Source organism: Streptomyces sp. NRRL S-244 (assembly GCF_000717915.1).
GTDB lineage: Bacteria > Actinomycetota > Actinomycetes > Streptomycetales > Streptomycetaceae > Streptomyces.
Genome location: NZ_JOCX01000001.1, coordinates 338,923 through 354,816, shown reverse-complemented (window position 1 = coordinate 354,816; position 15,894 = coordinate 338,923). Strand labels below are relative to the sequence as shown.

General features: G+C 70.4%; 16 protein-coding genes and 2 tRNA genes. 13 read left to right on the top strand and 5 right to left on the bottom strand.

The window, feature by feature from the left end:
• Positions 1-24 precede the first annotated feature (24 nt).
• The 7 genes from IF02_RS0101700 to IF02_RS0101670 all read left to right on the top strand — a co-directional run bounded on the left by IF02_RS0101700 (position 25) and on the right by IF02_RS0101670 (position 8,062).
• The gene (locus IF02_RS0101700) at positions 25-501 is read left to right on the top strand and encodes a DUF721 domain-containing protein (protein ID WP_106977192.1); all 477 of its coding nucleotides are present in this window, start codon (positions 25-27) and stop codon (positions 499-501) included.
• 285 nt (positions 502-786) lie between these two features.
• A complete protein-coding gene (gyrB, locus tag IF02_RS0101695) occupies positions 787-2,844 on the top strand; it encodes a DNA topoisomerase (ATP-hydrolyzing) subunit B (RefSeq protein ID WP_030153161.1) in 2,058 nt (685 codons plus the stop codon).
• A gap of 41 nt (positions 2,845-2,885) precedes the next feature.
• Complete coding sequence (gene gyrA / locus IF02_RS0101690; protein WP_030153159.1) at positions 2,886-5,480, top strand: DNA gyrase subunit A; 2,595 nt, start codon at positions 2,886-2,888, stop codon at positions 5,478-5,480.
• 3 nt (positions 5,481-5,483) lie between these two features.
• Positions 5,484-6,185, top strand: coding sequence for a DUF3566 domain-containing protein (locus IF02_RS0101685; protein ID WP_030153158.1), 702 nt, complete (start codon positions 5,484-5,486; stop codon positions 6,183-6,185).
• Between the two features lie 94 nt (positions 6,186-6,279).
• Positions 6,280-6,353: transfer RNA gene (locus IF02_RS0101680), tRNA-Ile, on the top strand.
• 145 nt (positions 6,354-6,498) lie between these two features.
• A complete protein-coding gene (locus tag IF02_RS35340) occupies positions 6,499-6,633 on the top strand; it encodes a DLW-39 family protein (RefSeq protein ID WP_208809277.1) in 135 nt (44 codons plus the stop codon).
• A gap of 121 nt (positions 6,634-6,754) precedes the next feature.
• Entirely contained in the window at positions 6,755-8,062 is a 1,308-nt protein-coding gene (locus IF02_RS0101670) for a hypothetical protein (RefSeq protein WP_030153156.1), read from the top strand.
• A 25-nt stretch (positions 8,063-8,087) separates the two neighbouring features.
• Here IF02_RS0101670 and IF02_RS0101665 read toward each other — a convergent pair whose 3' ends face one another.
• Both IF02_RS0101665 and IF02_RS0101660 read right to left on the bottom strand, forming a co-directional pair.
• Positions 8,088-9,347, bottom strand: coding sequence for a serine/threonine-protein kinase (locus IF02_RS0101665; protein WP_030153154.1), 1,260 nt, complete (start codon positions 9,345-9,347; stop codon positions 8,088-8,090).
• A 39-nt stretch (positions 9,348-9,386) separates the two neighbouring features.
• The gene (locus tag IF02_RS0101660; RefSeq protein WP_030153152.1) at positions 9,387-9,935 is read right to left on the bottom strand and encodes a helix-turn-helix domain-containing protein; all 549 of its coding nucleotides are present in this window, start codon (positions 9,933-9,935) and stop codon (positions 9,387-9,389) included.
• A 164-nt stretch (positions 9,936-10,099) separates the two neighbouring features.
• Between IF02_RS0101660 and IF02_RS0101655 the strand changes: the two genes are divergently transcribed.
• Positions 10,100-10,172 (top strand) — tRNA-Ala (locus tag IF02_RS0101655).
• A gap of 93 nt (positions 10,173-10,265) precedes the next feature.
• Here the strand turns inward: IF02_RS0101655 and IF02_RS0101650 are convergent.
• On the bottom strand, positions 10,266-10,790 hold the full coding sequence (locus IF02_RS0101650) for a GNAT family N-acetyltransferase (protein ID WP_030153151.1): 525 nt from the start codon (positions 10,788-10,790) through the stop codon (positions 10,266-10,268).
• A 141-nt stretch (positions 10,791-10,931) separates the two neighbouring features.
• On the opposite strand from IF02_RS0101650, the gene IF02_RS32935 reads away from it, so the two are divergent.
• Positions 10,932-11,342, top strand: coding sequence for a LysM peptidoglycan-binding domain-containing protein (locus IF02_RS32935; protein ID WP_051695443.1), 411 nt, complete (start codon positions 10,932-10,934; stop codon positions 11,340-11,342).
• Between the two features lie 66 nt (positions 11,343-11,408).
• On the opposite strand, the gene IF02_RS0101640 is transcribed toward IF02_RS32935, so the two are convergent.
• A complete protein-coding gene (locus IF02_RS0101640; protein ID WP_037835355.1) occupies positions 11,409-12,092 on the bottom strand; it encodes a DUF5324 family protein in 684 nt (227 codons plus the stop codon).
• Between the two features lie 174 nt (positions 12,093-12,266).
• Between IF02_RS0101640 and IF02_RS0101635 the strand changes: the two genes are divergently transcribed.
• The gene (locus IF02_RS0101635; RefSeq protein WP_030153146.1) at positions 12,267-12,794 is read left to right on the top strand and encodes a peptidylprolyl isomerase; all 528 of its coding nucleotides are present in this window, start codon (positions 12,267-12,269) and stop codon (positions 12,792-12,794) included.
• A 127-nt stretch (positions 12,795-12,921) separates the two neighbouring features.
• Positions 12,922-13,797: a rhomboid family intramembrane serine protease gene (locus tag IF02_RS0101630; protein ID WP_030153144.1), complete on the top strand. Its 876-nt coding sequence runs from the start codon at positions 12,922-12,924 to the stop codon at positions 13,795-13,797.
• Positions 13,798-13,939: 142 nt separating this feature from the next.
• Here the strand turns inward: IF02_RS0101630 and crgA are convergent, their stop codons facing one another.
• On the bottom strand, positions 13,940-14,194 hold the full coding sequence (gene crgA / locus IF02_RS0101625; protein WP_030153143.1) for a cell division protein CrgA: 255 nt from the start codon (positions 14,192-14,194) through the stop codon (positions 13,940-13,942).
• A 91-nt stretch (positions 14,195-14,285) separates the two neighbouring features.
• On the opposite strand from crgA, the gene IF02_RS0101620 reads away from it, so the two are divergent.
• Complete coding sequence (locus IF02_RS0101620; RefSeq protein WP_030153141.1) at positions 14,286-15,074, top strand: DUF881 domain-containing protein; 789 nt, start codon at positions 14,286-14,288, stop codon at positions 15,072-15,074.
• Positions 15,031-15,819, top strand: coding sequence for a class E sortase (locus IF02_RS0101615; protein ID WP_051695439.1), 789 nt, complete (start codon positions 15,031-15,033; stop codon positions 15,817-15,819). Before IF02_RS0101620 ends, IF02_RS0101615 begins: the two co-directional genes overlap by 44 nt.
• Positions 15,820-15,894 lie beyond the last annotated feature (75 nt).

Sequence of the window (15,894 nt, the reverse complement as noted above, 5' to 3'; positions counted from 1 at the left end):
CGCAAGGTTCCCGAGCCCTCGGGCGTGGACCTCGCCCGGCAGGCACTGGCGGCGGCCCGCGAGCAGGCGCGGGCCCGGGGCAACGCGGCCGGCGGGAAGAACAAGCACCGCCCCGGCCTGCGCTCGGGCGCCCGCGCGGACGGCCGCGACCCGATGCCGCTGATGGCGGCGCTGGACCGGCTGCGCACCGAGCGCGGCTGGGAGATGCCGATGGCGGTCGCGGGCGTGATGGAGCGCTGGCCGGAGATCGTCGGGCCGGAGATCGCGGCGCACTGTGAACCGGACCGGTACGAAGACCGTGAACTGGTCGTGCGCTGTGATTCCTCGGCCTGGGCGGCGCAGCTGAAGCTGCTGGCCCCGCAGCTGGTGGCGCGGCTCAACGCGGACCTGGGCCAGGGCACCGTCCGGATGATCAAGGTCCAGGGCCCGGGCGGGCGCCCGAAGCGGTACGGGCCGCTGCGCGCGCCGGGCAGTACGGGGCCGGGGGACACGTACGGATAGCCCCGGATCGCGTGGCGTCCCTCACGGTAGCGAGAGGTTGACAGGCCGAAGCGCTGGACGCCCGCGTGAGCCTCTTTGAGCCCCTTCCCGGATATGGGGAGTCGGAGAGAGGAGGTTCAGGGCGGCACATGCGGACTGAGGTACCGGCAAACCCCCATTCATGTCCGTGGTACCGGTAGACTGAAGCGAATCCCGCCCTGTGGCGGGATCCCGCTGACAAACGCTGACAACGCAGATCGACGCAGCCGCTCCTGCTTGCATGCCTGCTGGCCCGGAGTACGGCCTGTGCTGTGCCAGAAAGGGCGCTTCGTGGCCGATTCCGGCAACCCCAACGACAACCAGTCCACAGCCGGCGAGAACGGCGAGGTCACCGCCTCGTACGACGCCAGCGCGATCCAGGTCCTCGAGGGCCTGGACGCGGTCCGCAAGCGGCCAGGCATGTACATCGGCTCGACCGGTGAGCGCGGGCTGCACCACCTCGTGTACGAGGTGGTGGACAACTCGGTCGACGAGGCCCTGGCCGGGCACGCGGACACCATCGACGTGACGATCCTGGCCGACGGCGGTGTGCGGGTCATCGACAACGGCCGTGGCATCCCGGTCGGCATCGTGCCGTCCGAGGGCAAGCCGGCCGTCGAGGTCGTGCTGACGGTCCTGCACGCGGGCGGCAAGTTCGGCGGTGGCGGCTACGCCGTCTCCGGCGGTCTGCACGGTGTGGGTGTGTCCGTCGTGAACGCCCTGTCGACGAAGGTCGCGGTCGAGGTCAAGACCGACGGCTACCGCTGGACCCAGGACTACAAGCTCGGCGTCCCGACGGCGGCCCTCGCGAAGAACGAGGAGACCGACGAGCACGGCACGTCCGTGACGTTCTGGGCCGACGGCGACATCTTCGAGACGACCGAGTACTCCTTCGAGACGCTCTCGCGCCGTTTCCAGGAGATGGCCTTCCTCAACAAGGGCCTGACCCTGTCGCTGACCGACGAGCGCGAGTCGGCGAAGGCGACGGTGGGCGCGGACTCGGCCGAGGAGGCCGACGAGCAGCAGGCGCGCACGGTCAAGTACCACTACGAGGGCGGCATCGTCGACTTCGTGAAGTACCTGAACTCGCGCAAGGGCGAGCTCATCCACCCGACCGTCATCGACGTCGAGGCCGAGGACAAGGAGCGCATGCTCTCGGTCGAGATCGCGATGCAGTGGAACTCGCAGTACACGGAGGGCGTCTACTCCTTCGCGAACACGATCCACACGCACGAGGGCGGTACGCACGAGGAGGGCTTCCGGGCGGCGCTGACGGGTCTGGTGAACCGTTACGCGCGTGACAAGAAGCTGCTGCGCGAGAAGGACGACAACCTCGCCGGCGAGGACATCCGCGAGGGTCTGACGGCGATCATCTCGGTCAAGCTGGGCGAGCCGCAGTTCGAGGGCCAGACGAAGACCAAGCTGGGCAACACCGAGGCCAAGACCTTCGTGCAGAAGGTCGTCCACGAGCACCTCAACGACTGGTTCGACCGCAACCCGGTCGAGGCCGCGGACATCATCCGCAAGTCGATCCAGGCGGCCACGGCCCGCGTCGCGGCCCGCAAGGCCCGTGACCTGACCCGTCGCAAGGGCCTGCTGGAGAGCGCCTCGCTGCCGGGCAAGCTGTCGGACTGCCAGTCGAACGACCCGACCAAGTGCGAGATCTTCATCGTCGAGGGCGACTCGGCCGGCGGCTCCGCGAAGTCCGGCCGCAACCCGATGTACCAGGCCATCCTGCCGATCCGCGGCAAGATCCTGAACGTCGAGAAGGCCCGTATCGACAAGATCCTCCAGAACACCGAGGTCCAGGCGCTGATCAGTGCCTTCGGTACCGGTGTGCACGAGGACTTCGACATCGCGAAGCTCCGCTATCACAAGATCATCCTGATGGCGGACGCCGACGTCGACGGCCAGCACATCAACACCCTGCTGCTGACCTTCTTGTTCCGCTTCATGCGGCCGCTGGTCGAGGCCGGTCACGTGTACCTGTCGCGCCCGCCGCTCTACAAGATCAAGTGGGGCCGGGACGACTTCGAGTACGCGTACTCGGACCGCGAGCGCGACGCCCTCGTCGAGCTCGGCAAGCAGAACGGCAAGCGGATCAGGGAAGACTCGATCCAGCGCTTCAAGGGTCTGGGCGAGATGAACGCCGAGGAGCTGCGCGTCACCACCATGGACGTGGACCACCGCGTGCTCGGCCAGGTCACCCTGGACGACGCGGCCCAGGCCGACGACCTGTTCTCCGTGCTCATGGGCGAGGACGTCGAAGCACGGCGCTCCTTCATCCAGCGCAACGCCAAGGACGTTCGGTTCCTCGACATCTGAGTCGGCCTCCGCTGACCGCCTGAAAGGACTTCTGACCAGCAATGGCCGACGAAACCACCCCCACCGCCGAGAATCCCGCGGAGGAGCAGCCCGTGCTGCGCATCGAGCCCGTCGGGCTCGAGACGGAGATGCAGCGCTCCTACCTCGACTACGCGATGTCCGTCATCGTCTCGCGCGCGCTGCCCGACGTACGGGACGGCCTCAAGCCGGTCCACCGCCGCGTGCTGTACGCGATGTACGACGGCGGCTACCGGCCCGAGAAGGGCTTCTACAAGTGCGCCCGCGTCGTCGGTGACGTCATGGGTACGTACCACCCGCACGGCGACAGCTCCATCTACGACGCCCTGGTCCGCCTGGCCCAGCCGTGGTCGATGCGCATGCCGCTGGTGGACAGCAACGGCAACTTCGGCTCCCCGGGCAACGACCCGGCGGCCGCGATGCGCTACACCGAGTGCAAGCTGATGCCGCTGGCCATGGAGATGCTCCGGGACATCGACGAGGAGACCGTCGACTTCACGGACAACTACGACGGCCGCAACCAGGAGCCGACCGTCCTGCCGGCCCGCTTCCCGAACCTGCTGGTCAACGGCAGCGCCGGTATCGCGGTCGGCATGGCCACCAACATCCCGCCGCACAACCTGCGCGAGGTCGCGGCCGGCGCCCAGTGGGCGCTGGAGCACCCGGACGCCTCGCACGAGGAGCTGCTCGACGCGCTCCTGGAGCGGATCAAGGGCCCCGACTTCCCGTCGGGCGCGCTGGTCGTGGGCCGCAAGGGCATCGAGGAGGCGTACCGGACCGGGCGCGGCTCGATCACGATGCGCGCGGTGGTCGAGGTCGAGGAGATCCAGAACCGCCAGTGCCTGGTGGTCACGGAGCTTCCGTACCAGACGAACCCGGACAACCTGGCGCAGAAGATCGCCGACCTGGTGAAGGACGGCAAGATCGGCGGCATCGCCGACGTGCGCGACGAGACCTCGTCGCGCACGGGCCAGCGCCTGGTGATCGTGCTCAAGCGCGACGCCGTCGCCAAGGTCGTGCTGAACAACCTGTACAAGCACACCGACCTCCAGACGAACTTCGGCGCGAACATGCTGGCGCTCGTGGACGGCGTGCCGCGCACGCTGTCGATCGACGCGTTCATCCGCCACTGGGTGCAGCACCAGATCGAGGTCATCGTCCGGCGTACGAAGTTCCGCCTGCGCAAGGCGGAGGAGCGGGCGCACATCCTGCGCGGCCTGCTCAAGGCGCTGGACGCGATCGACGAGGTCATCGCGCTGATCCGGCGCAGCAACACCGTCGAGATCGCGCGCGAGGGCCTGATGGGCCTGCTGGAGATCGACGAGATCCAGGCCAACGCGATCCTCGAGATGCAGCTGCGGCGCCTGGCGGCCCTGGAGCGGCAGAAGATCGTCGCCGAGCACGACGAGCTCCAGGCGAAGATCAACGAGTACAACGCGATCCTGGCCTCGCCGGAGAAGCAGCGCTCGATCGTCAGCGAGGAGCTGGCGGCCCTCGTCGAGAAGTTCGGCGACGACCGGCGATCCAAGCTGGTCCCCTTCGACGGCGACATGTCCATGGAGGACCTGATCGCCGAAGAGGACATCGTCGTCACGATCACCCACGGCGGCTACGTCAAGCGCACCAAGACCGAGGACTACCGCTCGCAGAAGCGCGGCGGCAAGGGCGTGCGCGGCACGAAGCTGAAGCAGGACGACCTGGTCGACCACTTCTTCGTGTCCACCACGCACCACTGGCTGCTGTTCTTCACGAACAAGGGCCGGGTCTACCGCTCCAAGGCGTACGAGCTGCCGGACGCCGGCCGTGACGCCCGCGGGCAGCACGTGGCGAACCTGCTGGCCTTCCAGCCGGACGAGAAGATCGCCCAGATCCTCGCGATCCGCGACTACGAGGCCGCCCCGTACCTGATCCTGGCCACCAAGGGCGGCCTGGTGAAGAAGACGGCGCTCAAGGACTACGACTCGCCCCGTTCGGGTGGCGTCATCGCGATCAACCTCCGGGAGACCGAGGACGGCGGCGATGACGAGCTGATCGGCGCCGAGCTGGTGTCCGCCGAGGACGACCTGCTGCTCATCAGCAAGAAGGCGCAGTCGATCCGCTTCACGGCGACCGACGACGCGCTGCGGCCGATGGGCCGTGCCACCTCGGGCGTGAAGGGCATGAGTTTCCGCGAAGGTGACGAACTGCTCTCCATGAGCGTGGTGAGGCCGGGTACGTTCGTCTTCACCGCGACCGACGGCGGCTACGCCAAGCGGACGCCGGTCGACGAGTACCGCGTCCAGGGCCGTGGTGGTCTGGGCATCAAGGCCGCCAAGATCGTGGAGGACCGCGGATCGCTCGTCGGGGCGCTCGTCGTGGACGAGACGGACGAGATTCTCGCCATCACGCTCGGCGGCGGTGTGATTCGTACGCGAGTCAACGAAGTCAGGGAGACCGGCCGTGACACCATGGGCGTCCAGCTGATCAACCTGGGCAAGCGCGATGCCGTGGTCGGTATCGCTCGTAACGCCGAGGCCGGTCAGGATGCTGACGAGGTCGAGGAGACCGAGGCAGCCGAAGGACAGGCCGCCGAGGCCGCCGAGGGCACGCAGCCCTCGGCCGGGGAGCACGAGGAGTAAGTCGTGAGTGGAGCCACGGGCGCCGGACCGGCCAAGACTGGGGAGGACGGTACCCGTGGCCCCGCCGCGGACTCCCCGGAAGGGGCCGTCGAGGCCGCCGAGTCCGCCAAGGGCAAGGGGAGGACCGTGACGGACACCCGCAAGCCGAAGCAGGAGAAGGCCGCCCCGGCGGCCGTACCGGCGGCCGCACCGGCCGCCGCGGCCGGCCGGCCGACGGAGCAGCCGTACCACCCGCCGCAGGCGTACGCGGCGCCCACGGCCCCCGGCGCGCCGCGGGCCGCCGGGGACGCCGCGGCGCAGCGCAAGCCGCGTACGGGGGCCCGTACGGCGCCCAGGACGCGCAAGGCGCGGCTGCGGGTGGCCAAGGCCGACCCGTGGTCGGTGATGAAGGTCAGCTTCCTGCTGTCGATCGCGCTGGGCGTGTGCACGATCGTGGCGGCGGCGGTGCTGTGGATGGTCATGGACGCCATGGGCGTCTTCTCGACCGTCGGCGGCACCATCAGCGAGGCGACCGGGTCGAACGAGAGCAACGGCTTCGACCTCCAGTCGTTCCTGTCGCTGCCGCGCGTTCTGATCTTCACGTCGGTGATCGCGGTCATCGACGTGGTGCTGGCGACGGCGCTGGCGACGCTGGGCGCGTTCATCTACAACTTGTCGGCGGGCTTCGTCGGCGGTGTGGAGCTCACGCTCGCCGAGGACGAATGACCGCTGATTGACCTGCGGGGACTGCCCCGGGGAACGGATTTTGGCGGGACCGTGTCTGTGCGCTAATCTTCAGGAGTCAGCGCGCAGCGCGGATGGGGCTATAGCTCAGTTGGTTAGAGCGCATCCCTGATAAGGATGAGGCCACAGGTTCAAATCCTGTTAGCCCCACAGTGAAGAAGACCCCCAGGCCCCCGGCCTGGGGGTCTTCTTCGTAGGGTCAGTTGAGGGCTTCCCAGGTCACCGAACGGTATCGGTGCGTGTGTATTGTTGGCCGTCAGAAGTCCCCAACGTCAATGAAAGACGAGGTCGCGCGGTGAAGAAGCTGCTCCTGGTCGCACTGGCCGCCATCGGCGGGCTCCTCGTGTACCGCCAGATCCAGGCGGACCGCGCCGAGCAGGACCTGTGGACGGAGGCAACTGACTCCGTGCCCTCTGGTTCCGGTGTGTGAGACCGAAAGCTGATCTCATGAAGCCCCGGCTGCCGCTGCGGCCGGGGCTTTGTGCTGTTCTGTGACGAAAAATTACGTTCTGCAAAGATTTGGCTTGCGCTAGCAAAATCGGGGTGGCGTGATGGGGCGGGTACGAACGACGGTGCTGGTGGGGGCGGCGGCCCTGGGGCTGGCCGGGGGCCTTCCGGGGGCGGTGCAGGCCGCCACGGCGTCCCCGCAGCCGGTGCCGGCGTATCAGGGCGCCGAGGGCGCCAAGCGGATCGAGGGCAGGCCCAGCAGCGCGGACGCCCCGCTCGTGGCGGCCGGGCAGGCCTACGCGGACACCATCGGCCCGGGCGAGCGCGTCTACCGGCTGAATCTCGACGACGCCTCCAGCGTGTACTTCTCCGCCGTCCTCCAGCCCCCGCGCGGCGCCAAGGTCGGCTACGGCGACGGCCTCGAGGTCGAGATCATGACCAAGGAGGGCGGGCGCTGCCCGAACAACCCCGGCCGGGCCGGCTTCGGTTACGACCCGGTCCCCCTCGGCGCGGTCGCGGTCCGGCGGCTGGAGGAGGACGCCGAATGCCAGGGCGCCGGCGTCTACTTCGCGAAGGTCACCCGCACCGCCGCCAAGGACTCCGACCCGGGCGCGTGGCCGGTGGAACTGCTGCTTCAGCGCGAGCCCGGCCTCGCCGCCGGCAGCGCCCCCACCACCGCGCCCAGCGTCTGGCCCTCGGCCTCGCCGACGCTGCCCGGCAGCGAGCCGGTGGCGCGCAGCGGCGGCACCGGCTTCAACGACGCCCGGGCGCTGGGCAGCGGGGTCTGGCGGGACGACCTGCGGCCCGGCCAGACCCGCTTCTACCGGGTCCCGCTCGACTGGGGACAGCAGCTGGGGCTCAGCGCCGAGCTCGCCGGCGCCAGGATGACCAAGTCGTACGGGTCTGCCTCGGGCGGGCTCAGCGTCGCGCTGTACAGCCCGTACCGGGGCCTGGTCGAGGACAAGGACGTCTCGTACGCCGGCAAGCAGGCGGGCGTCACCCTGCCGAAGACGGCGCCGGTGGCCTACGAGAACCGCTTCTCGAACAGCGGAGAGGTACGGGGGGCCGGGCTGGCGGGCTGGTACTACATCGCGGTCACCCTGGGCGGGAAGGTCGCCGAGTTCACCGAGGACGCCAGCCCGGTGCCGCTGACGCTGCGCATGGACGTGAGCGGCGCCCCGGCCAAGGGGCCCGCGTACAAGGAGAGCCTGACCGCCGCCGGGTTCGGGGTCGGCGCGGACGAACGGGCGGCCGCCAAGGACGGGCTCACCGCCCCCGAGGCCGCGGAGGCGGCCGACGGGCGCTCGGTGATGCGGGTGGTGGCCGGCGCGGGCTTCGGCACCGGGACCGTGCTGCTGCTCGTGCTCGGCGGATGGTTCCTGCTGGGCCGACGGCACGGGCCGACCGCGTAAGGCGGACCAGAGGGCGTTGCGCGGCTCAGATCCGGGTCAGCGCCCAGACGCCCACGGCGAAGCACAGCAGCGCCGCGGTGAGGATCCCGGCGGTGGCCCTCGCCGACGGCGGGGCGATCCCGCCGGACCGCGGGGGCGCCGCGTACGGGGCGGCGACGGCGGTGGCGGCGGTCGTGCCGGGTGTCGTGCCGGGCGTCGGGCCGGGCGTCGGGCCGGAGGCGCCCGGGGCATCGGAGCGCACCGGCGGCGGGAGGTGGAAGCTCCCCGTCTCCGAGGGCCCGAACACCCCGGCCGGCGGCGGCCCGAACCCCGCCGGGGCGGCCGGTACGGGGGCGGGCGCGGCCGCGTGCGCCTGCGCGGGGACCCCCGCCGCGGTGGGCGACTCGGGGGTCACCGCGGCCGTGCTCTGCGGCCCTTGGGGCCCGAAACCGGCGGGGAGCGGTCCGAGTTGGTCGAACACCTCCACCGGGTCCTCGCCCGCCGCGGGCCGCGGGAGCAGCTCCACGGCCTCGACAAGGGCCTTGCGGGCCCCTGTGGCGGTCTTGAACCGGCTCTGGGGGTCCGGCTGGAGGAGGTTCGCGATGACGTCCCAGAGCGGCGCCGGAACGCCCTCGGGGGCGGCGGGGGTGCCATGGGCGAAGAAGTGCTCGACCAGGGCCCGGGAATCGGGCTTGCTGCCGCGCAGGAGGTAGAGGGCGACGAGCCCGACGGCGAAGAGGTCGGCGGGGAAGTCGGGTTCGGAGCCGAGCAGTTGTTCCGGGGCGAAGTAGCCGGGGGTGCCGACCACGTAGTCGGTCTCGGTGAGGCGGGGCTCGCCCTTGCGCATCGAGATGCCGAAGTCGGACAGCCGCAGGTGCGGCCGTCCGGATCCGGTCGCCTCCATCAGGATGTTGGCGGGCTTGATGTCGCGGTGCACGACGCCTTCCGCGTGCACCGCCGCCAGCCCCGACAGGAGCTGGTCGAGCAGCGTGCACACGAAACGGGGCGGCAGCGGGCCGTAGTCCCCGATCACGTGGGCGAGGGAGCCGCCGGCGACGAGGTCCATCGTGAACAGGACCTTGTCGTCGTCCGCCGCCCAGCTGGCGGGCGCCAGCACGTGCGGGTGGTCGATGCGCAGGGCCTGCTCCCGGACGAACCGCAGCAGGGTGTGGGCGTCGCTCTGCCGCAGCACCTTGGCGGCGACGTACCGGCGGCGCCGGTGGTCCCAGGCCCGCCACACGGCGCCCGCGCCACCGCGCCCGATCGGATCGATCAGCTCGTACCGACCGGCGAAGATCTCACCCATCGCTGCGCCCGTCCCCCGTCTCGTGCGTGCGTTCCCGCGTCAGTTCTGGTGGGCCTCGTAGTGGGCGACCGCGTCGGCGGTGCGGCCCGCGCCGTAGACCCGGAGGAACTCTGCCAGTTCGGGATGGCTGGGGGCGAGGGAGTCGGCCGCATCGATGATGTCGCCGGCCGCGGAGACCGACCGCAGCAGCGACTGGATCTCGCGGACGACGCGCTTGACGGTCGGCGCGCCCGAACCGGTGGTGGTCTGCCCGCTGTTGCTGAGGACGGAGCCTCCCTGGGTCTTCTTGATCTCGTCCATCCGGTCGGTGGCCTCGGCCGCGCTGACGCTTCCGTCCGCCACCTGGCCCGCGAGATCCTGGAGGGCCTGGACGCGCTGCACCACGGCCGGGTTCCCGATCTTGGCCCGCTGGCCGCTCATCAGCTGGGACAGCATGGGCGCCGACAGTCCGAGGACGGCAGCGAGGCGGGCCTGGTTCAAGCCGAGGTCATCTATGAGCCGGCGGAAGAGAGCGCCCAGCGGCTCCCCGTACCAACTGCGCTGAAGCTCTCTGGCTCTGGCCGTGGCCTCTTGCTGAACAGCGTCCACTCTTACTACTCCCCTACTTCGCTGGTGCGAACCTCGCGAGCATCTTACGGAGCGTGGTCGCATGGCGGGAGCCCCCATAATTTTGCGAGATGCGGGGGTACACCCGGTACTCTGTTCTGCGGAACGGCCACACCTTCACGGGAGGCGGTCGCGTCCATCTTTTCGGGGCTTTAGCTCAGTTGGTAGAGCGCTGCCTTTGCAAGGCAGATGTCAGGAGTTCGAATCTCCTAAGCTCCACAGCACCAGAGGCCACCTGACCAGCGGAAACGCAGGTCAGGTGGCCTCTTTGCGTGGTGTGGTGCGCGCGGCGGCGCCCCGGCCAGAGGTCGCTTAGAGGTCGATCCAGTACCGGCGCTTGGGGCCGACGAGGGTGTCGCGCACGTCCTCCAGGACGCCGCCGCCCCGCTCGATCGTGCGTACCGACCCGGTGTTACCGGGGTCGCACGTCAGGAGTACCCGGTCCATCCCCAGGAGCCGGGCCTCGTACAGGACCGCGCCGAGGGCCCAGCCGGCCAGCCCGCGCCGGCGGGCGGAGGGCCGTATGCCGTATCCGATGTGGCCGCCGGCGTCGAGGAGGAAGCCGTTCAGGTAGTGGCGCAGGTCGATGGCACCCAGATAGGTGTCGTCCTCGGTGATCCACCAGTACGTGGCGTGCACGCGACCCTGCTCGACGGGGCGGGTCCGGTCCCCGTACCCGCGCAGCCGCTCCGTCCAGGCGGCGAAGCCCCCGGGGCTGTCGACGTCGTCCTCCGAGCCGAGTCCGGCGCCGTCCATGTGGGCGTCGGTGCCCCACTCCTCGCGGGCGGCGAGCCAGGAGGCGTGCAGACGGGGGGAGGGGAAGACGAGCTCGGGCATCCGTGGACAGTAACAGCAGGGCGGGCGCCCGCCCGGGTCCCCCGGTTGGCCCTGTCACAGGGCCGGGCGGCCCCGGCTGTCCGACAGTGGGGGGAAGGCACCGAGCCAGGGGGCGACACCACGCCGGAGGCGTACAGACCAATGGGACTCTTCGACTTCCTCAAGTCCGACAAGAAGAAGCACGAGGCCGCGGAGAAGGCCGCGGCGGCCGCGTCCGCCGACTACGCGGCGAAGTACACCGACGCCGTCTCGGCCACCAAGGCCGCCGCCGAGCGGATGGCCGCCGCGGCCCCGCCGAAGCCCGCGCCGCACACCCCGACGCCCACGTCCGCGGCGCACAAGGCGGTGCCGGCGGCTCCGGCGCCCAAGCCGGTGCCGGCCGCCAAGAAGCGTACGTACACCGTGCGGGCGGGCGACTCGCTCTCCGCGATCGCCCGCCGGGAGCTGGGCAACGAGGCCCGCTGGCGCGAGCTCTACGCCATGAACAGGGGCGTCATCGGCTCGAACCCCGACCTCGTCCACCCCGGCCAGGTGCTCACCCTCCCCCACTGACCACAGACGGCGAGAGGGCCCGGATCCCACGGATCCGGGCCCTCTCCCCATGCGGTCAGAGCCGGCTCACTCGTCGGGCGAGCCGTTGGAGACCTCGCGCTCCTTCGCCGCCAGCTCGTCGTCGAAGCTGGCCTGATCGCGCTCGCGCGACAGCTCCGTGGCGGCCGGCGGCTCGACGAGCCAGTCCGGGTTCGACTGCTGGTCCCACCACCGCCACGCCAGGTACGCGGCACCGGCCACTACGCCGACCACGGCCGCGAACTTGAACGCCCGGCCGGCCCGGCACCGCCGCTCGTGACGCTTGATCAGCTTCTGGACCTCCTTGGCCGACACCTGGCCGCGCAGCGCCGCCAGGGCCGCCGTCGACCGGGACGCGGCCTCCTCGGCCACCGGCTGGGCCGCCGCCAGCGCGCTCTCCAGCCTCGGCTGCGTGTAGTCGGCCGCCTGCCGCGCCGCGCGGCGCGTGTGGTGCACGGCCATCGTCGCCGCCCGGTCCACGTTCGGGGGCACGTGCGTGCGGGCCGCCCTCATCCTCGGGTGCAGATGGGCGTCGTACGCCGTGCGCGCCTGCCGGGCCGCCTCGGCGGTCGCGTACGAGACCTTCGGTGCCAGCCGCTCGTTCGCCTCGGCCGCGTAGTGCGCAGCGGCTTCCCTGGCGGCCGTCGCGTACGGCGCCACCGCTTCCGCTGCGTGCCTCGCCGATTCCCTGGCGCTTTCGGCGGCCAGGTGCACGCTGTCCTTGCGGGTCACAGGATCCTCCTCCTCGGTGGCGGACACAGTTCACCTTTCCACCCTTTGTCGGATCATGCCTGCCATACCGTCGGGCGGCATGCGTGACAGGGCATACGGGTGGAGGATTTCTGTGCCGTGCAGCGCTCCGTGGGAGGATCTGGACCGACAGTGATGACTATGGAAGGCAGATCCGTGGCCGAGAAGCTCTACGCCACCCTGAAGACCAACCACGGCGACATCGAGATCGAGCTCCTGGAGAACTTCGCTCCGAAGACGGTCAAGAACTTCGTGGAGCTGGCCACGGGCGCCCGCGAATGGACCCGTCCCACCGACGGCCAGAAGACCACCGATGCGCTGTACGACGGCACCGTCTTCCACCGCGTCATCAGCGGCTTCATGATCCAGGGCGGCGACCCGCTCGGCAACGGCACCGGCGGCCCCGGCTACCAGTTCGCCGACGAGTTCCACCCCGACCTGGCCTTCACCAAGCCGTACCTGCTCGCCATGGCCAACGCCGGCCCGGGCACCAACGGGTCCCAGTTCTTCATCACCGTCGCGCCCACCGCCTGGCTGACCCGCAAGCACACCATCTTCGGCGAGGTCACCGACAAGGCCAGCCAGAAGATCGTGGACGACATCGCCGGCCTGCGGACGAACCCGCGCACCGAGCGCCCCCTGGACGACGTGATCATCCAGTCCGTCGTCGTCGAGAAGCGCTGACCCCCGAGCCGTCGCCCCGGGAACCTTTCCGCCCCGCCCGTCCGTCCAGCATGCGTGGCAACCGATGGGGCCACAGCCGGACGACCGGCGGGCGCACCGCCTGTCCCGCCGCTGACCGAGGGGACCGATGGACACCGACCGTCTGCCGGGCTGCTACCGCCACCCGGACCGCGACACGGGGATCCGCTGCACGCGCTGCGAGCGCCCCATCTGCCCCGAGTGCATGATCAGCGCCTCGGTCGGCTTCCAGTGCCCCGAATGCGTCCGTGACGGCTCCGGTACGGGGCACGGCCCGGCCGCGAACGCGCCGCGCACCGTCGCGGGCGGGGTGGCCGCCGCCGATCCGCACCTGGTCACCAAGGTCCTCATCGGGATCAACGCCGCGGTGTTCCTGGTGGGTCTGCTCGCGCCGGCGCTCGTCGTCCAGCTGGAGCTGCTCGGGCGGTACGTCGAATACTTCGGCGGCCCCGTCGAAGGGGTCTCCACCGGCCAGTACTACCGGCTGATGAGCTCGGTGTTCCTGCATGTGGAGTGGTGGCACATCGGGGGCAACATGCTGGCCCTGTGGGTGATCGGCGGCCCGCTGGAGGCGGCTCTGGGCCGGGTCCGGTACCTCGCCGTGTTCCTGCTGTCGGGGCTGGGCGGGAGCGCCCTCGTCTATCTGCTGACCGCGCCGAACACCCCGACCCTCGGAGCCTCCGGCGCGATCTTCGGCCTGCTCGGCGCGACGGTCGTGCTGGTGCGCCGCCTGCGCTACGAGATGCGGCCGGTCATCACCATGGTCGTGCTCATGCTGGTGCTGACCTTCGTGCCCTTCGGCGGCAGCCTGTCCGTGTCCTGGCAGGCCCACATCGGAGGCCTGGTGACCGGCCTGCTGGTCGGTCTGGGCATGGTGGGACCGGCCGCCGGCAGGACGCGCACGCTGGTCCAGTGGGGGACCTGCGGAGCGGCATTCCTGCTGGCAGCGGCGGTGGTCCTGGTGCGTACGGCCGAACTCACCTGATCACACCGGCGTCAACACTCCACAGAGTTATCCACAGATCTTCTGTCTTTTCCTCAGGTGTGGATGACGCTGTGGATAACTCATGGGGAGAGCTTGTCGGACCCGGTGCGCCTGTGCTTGCCGGCGCGTGATCAGGGGCCGGTTACTTCCACTGCGTGGACACGCCGAATCCCGCCGCGATGAAGCCGAATCCGACCACGATGTTCCAGTTGCCCAGTGCCTCGATCGGCAGCTGGGTCTCGGTCACGTAGAAGACGACGATCCACGCGAGACCGATCAGGAAGAACGCCAGCATGACCGGGGCGACCCAGCTGCGGTTGGTCAGCCTGATGGTCTGCGCCTGCTTCGCCGGCGGCGGCGTGTAGTCGTCCTTCTTGCGGATACGTGACTTCGGCACGAGGGGCTCTCCTGTCGATGCGCTGGGGACCTTGCCTGCCCCGGGCGTCCGTTAGCGTAGTGGACCTGTGGCGTTGAAGGAGAAGGGTACGTTGAGCAATTCCGACGACTCCTCCGCGGGTCCCCGTCGCCGGGCCAGACCGGTCCGGCTGCTGACGGCCGCCGTTTTCGCCCTGGCCGGTCTCATCTTCGTCACCAGTTTCAACACCTCCAAGGGTACGAACATCCGGACGGACGCTTCACTCCTGAAGCTCTCGGACCTCATCCACGAGCGCAGCCAGAACAACGCGCTGCTCGAACAGAGCACCGCGGCCGTCCGCGGCCGGGTGGACACCCTCGCCGACCGCGACGACGGCAGCACCAAGGCCGAGGACGCGAAACTGGCCGCCCTGCGGGTCGCCTCGGGCACCGAACCGCTGTCCGGCAAGGGGCTCACGGTCACCCTGAACGACGCCCCGCCGAACGCCACCGCCCGCATCCCCAACGTGCCCGAGCCGCAGCCCAACGACCTGGTGATCCACCAGCAGGACCTCCAGGCCGTGGTGAACGCTCTGTGGCAGGGCGGCGCCGAGGGCATCCAGGTCATGGACCAGCGGCTGATCTCCACCAGTGCGGTGCGCTGCGTCGGCAACACGCTGATCCTCCAGGGCCGCGTCTACTCGCCGCCGTACAAGGTGAGCGCCGTCGGGGACCCGGCCGCGCTGCGCAAGGCGCTCGCCGCCTCCCCGGCCCTGCAGAACTACCAGATGTACGTGTCGGCGTACGGGCTGGGCTGGAAAGTGGACGAGCACAGGGAGCTGACACTCCCCGGCTACTCCGGCACAGTGGACCTCCACTATGCGAAGCCGCTGGACGCCACCTCCGCGAGCAGTACGCCGTGACGCCGTGCTGCGCCTGGTGGTGCGGACGTTCAGCGAGGTGTGCCTGACGGCAGGCACGCTGATCGTGCTGTTCGTGGCGTACGTCCTGCTGTGGACCGGGGTCAAGGCCGACCGGGCCATGGACGGGGAGATGGCCCGGATGCGCGACGGCTGGGCCTCGGCCGGGGCCCCGGCCGCCGCGCCCGCCGCCACCCCGCAGGAGCAGACGCCGGCGCCCGCCGCCACCCCGCGGCCCGCGCCGCCGGAGCAGGAGCAGCCGGAGCAGCCCGGATATCCGGCGGGCCGGGCCTTCGCCGAGATGTACGTCCCGCGCTTCGGCCCGGACTGGAACAAACCGGTCCTGGAGGGCACCGGCACCGAGCTGCTCAAGAAGGGCCTCGGCCACTACGCGGGCACCGCCCGCCTCGGCGGCATCGGGAACTTCTCCGTCGCGGGCCACCGCCGGACGTACGGCGACCCCTTCAAGGACTTCCCCGAGCTGCGCCCCGGGGACGCCGTGATCCTCAAGGACGCGACCACCTGGTACACGTACACGGTCCGCGGCGGGCCGCTGCGGACCGTGCCCACCGACATCGGGGTGGTCGACCCGGTGCCGCGCCGGTCGCCCTTCACCGGGCCCGGGCGGTACCTGACGCTCACGACCTGCGATCCGGAGTGGGGCCACAGCCACAGGCTGGTCGTCTGGGCGGAGCTGACCCAGACCCGCACGGTCGCCCAGGGCCGGCCGGAGGGTTTGCCGAGCTGACCCACCCGGCCGGGCCGGTGCCTTTAGTCTGTTGGCGTACCGCCCCCGCGGTGCGGTGGTCGATCGTGGACGGAT

Bases quoted from the DNA above. Each gene is read 5' to 3' on its own strand.
- IF02_RS0101665 (WP_030153154.1), bottom strand. From the start codon at position 9,347: ATGGGTGAGATCTTCGCCGGTCGGTACGAGCTGATCGATCCGATCGGG.
- IF02_RS0101615 (WP_051695439.1), top strand. From the start codon at position 15,031: ATGCGAAGCCGCTGGACGCCACCTCCGCGAGCAGTACGCCGTGACGCC.
- IF02_RS0101670 (WP_030153156.1), top strand. From the start codon at position 6,755: ATGGGGCGGGTACGAACGACGGTGCTGGTGGGGGCGGCGGCCCTGGGG.
- IF02_RS0101630 (WP_030153144.1), top strand. From the start codon at position 12,922: ATGGACACCGACCGTCTGCCGGGCTGCTACCGCCACCCGGACCGCGAC.
- IF02_RS0101650 (WP_030153151.1), bottom strand. From the start codon at position 10,790: ATGCCCGAGCTCGTCTTCCCCTCCCCCCGTCTGCACGCCTCCTGGCTC.
- gyrA (WP_030153159.1), top strand. From the start codon at position 2,886: ATGGCCGACGAAACCACCCCCACCGCCGAGAATCCCGCGGAGGAGCAG.
- IF02_RS32935 (WP_051695443.1), top strand. From the start codon at position 10,932: ATGGGACTCTTCGACTTCCTCAAGTCCGACAAGAAGAAGCACGAGGCC.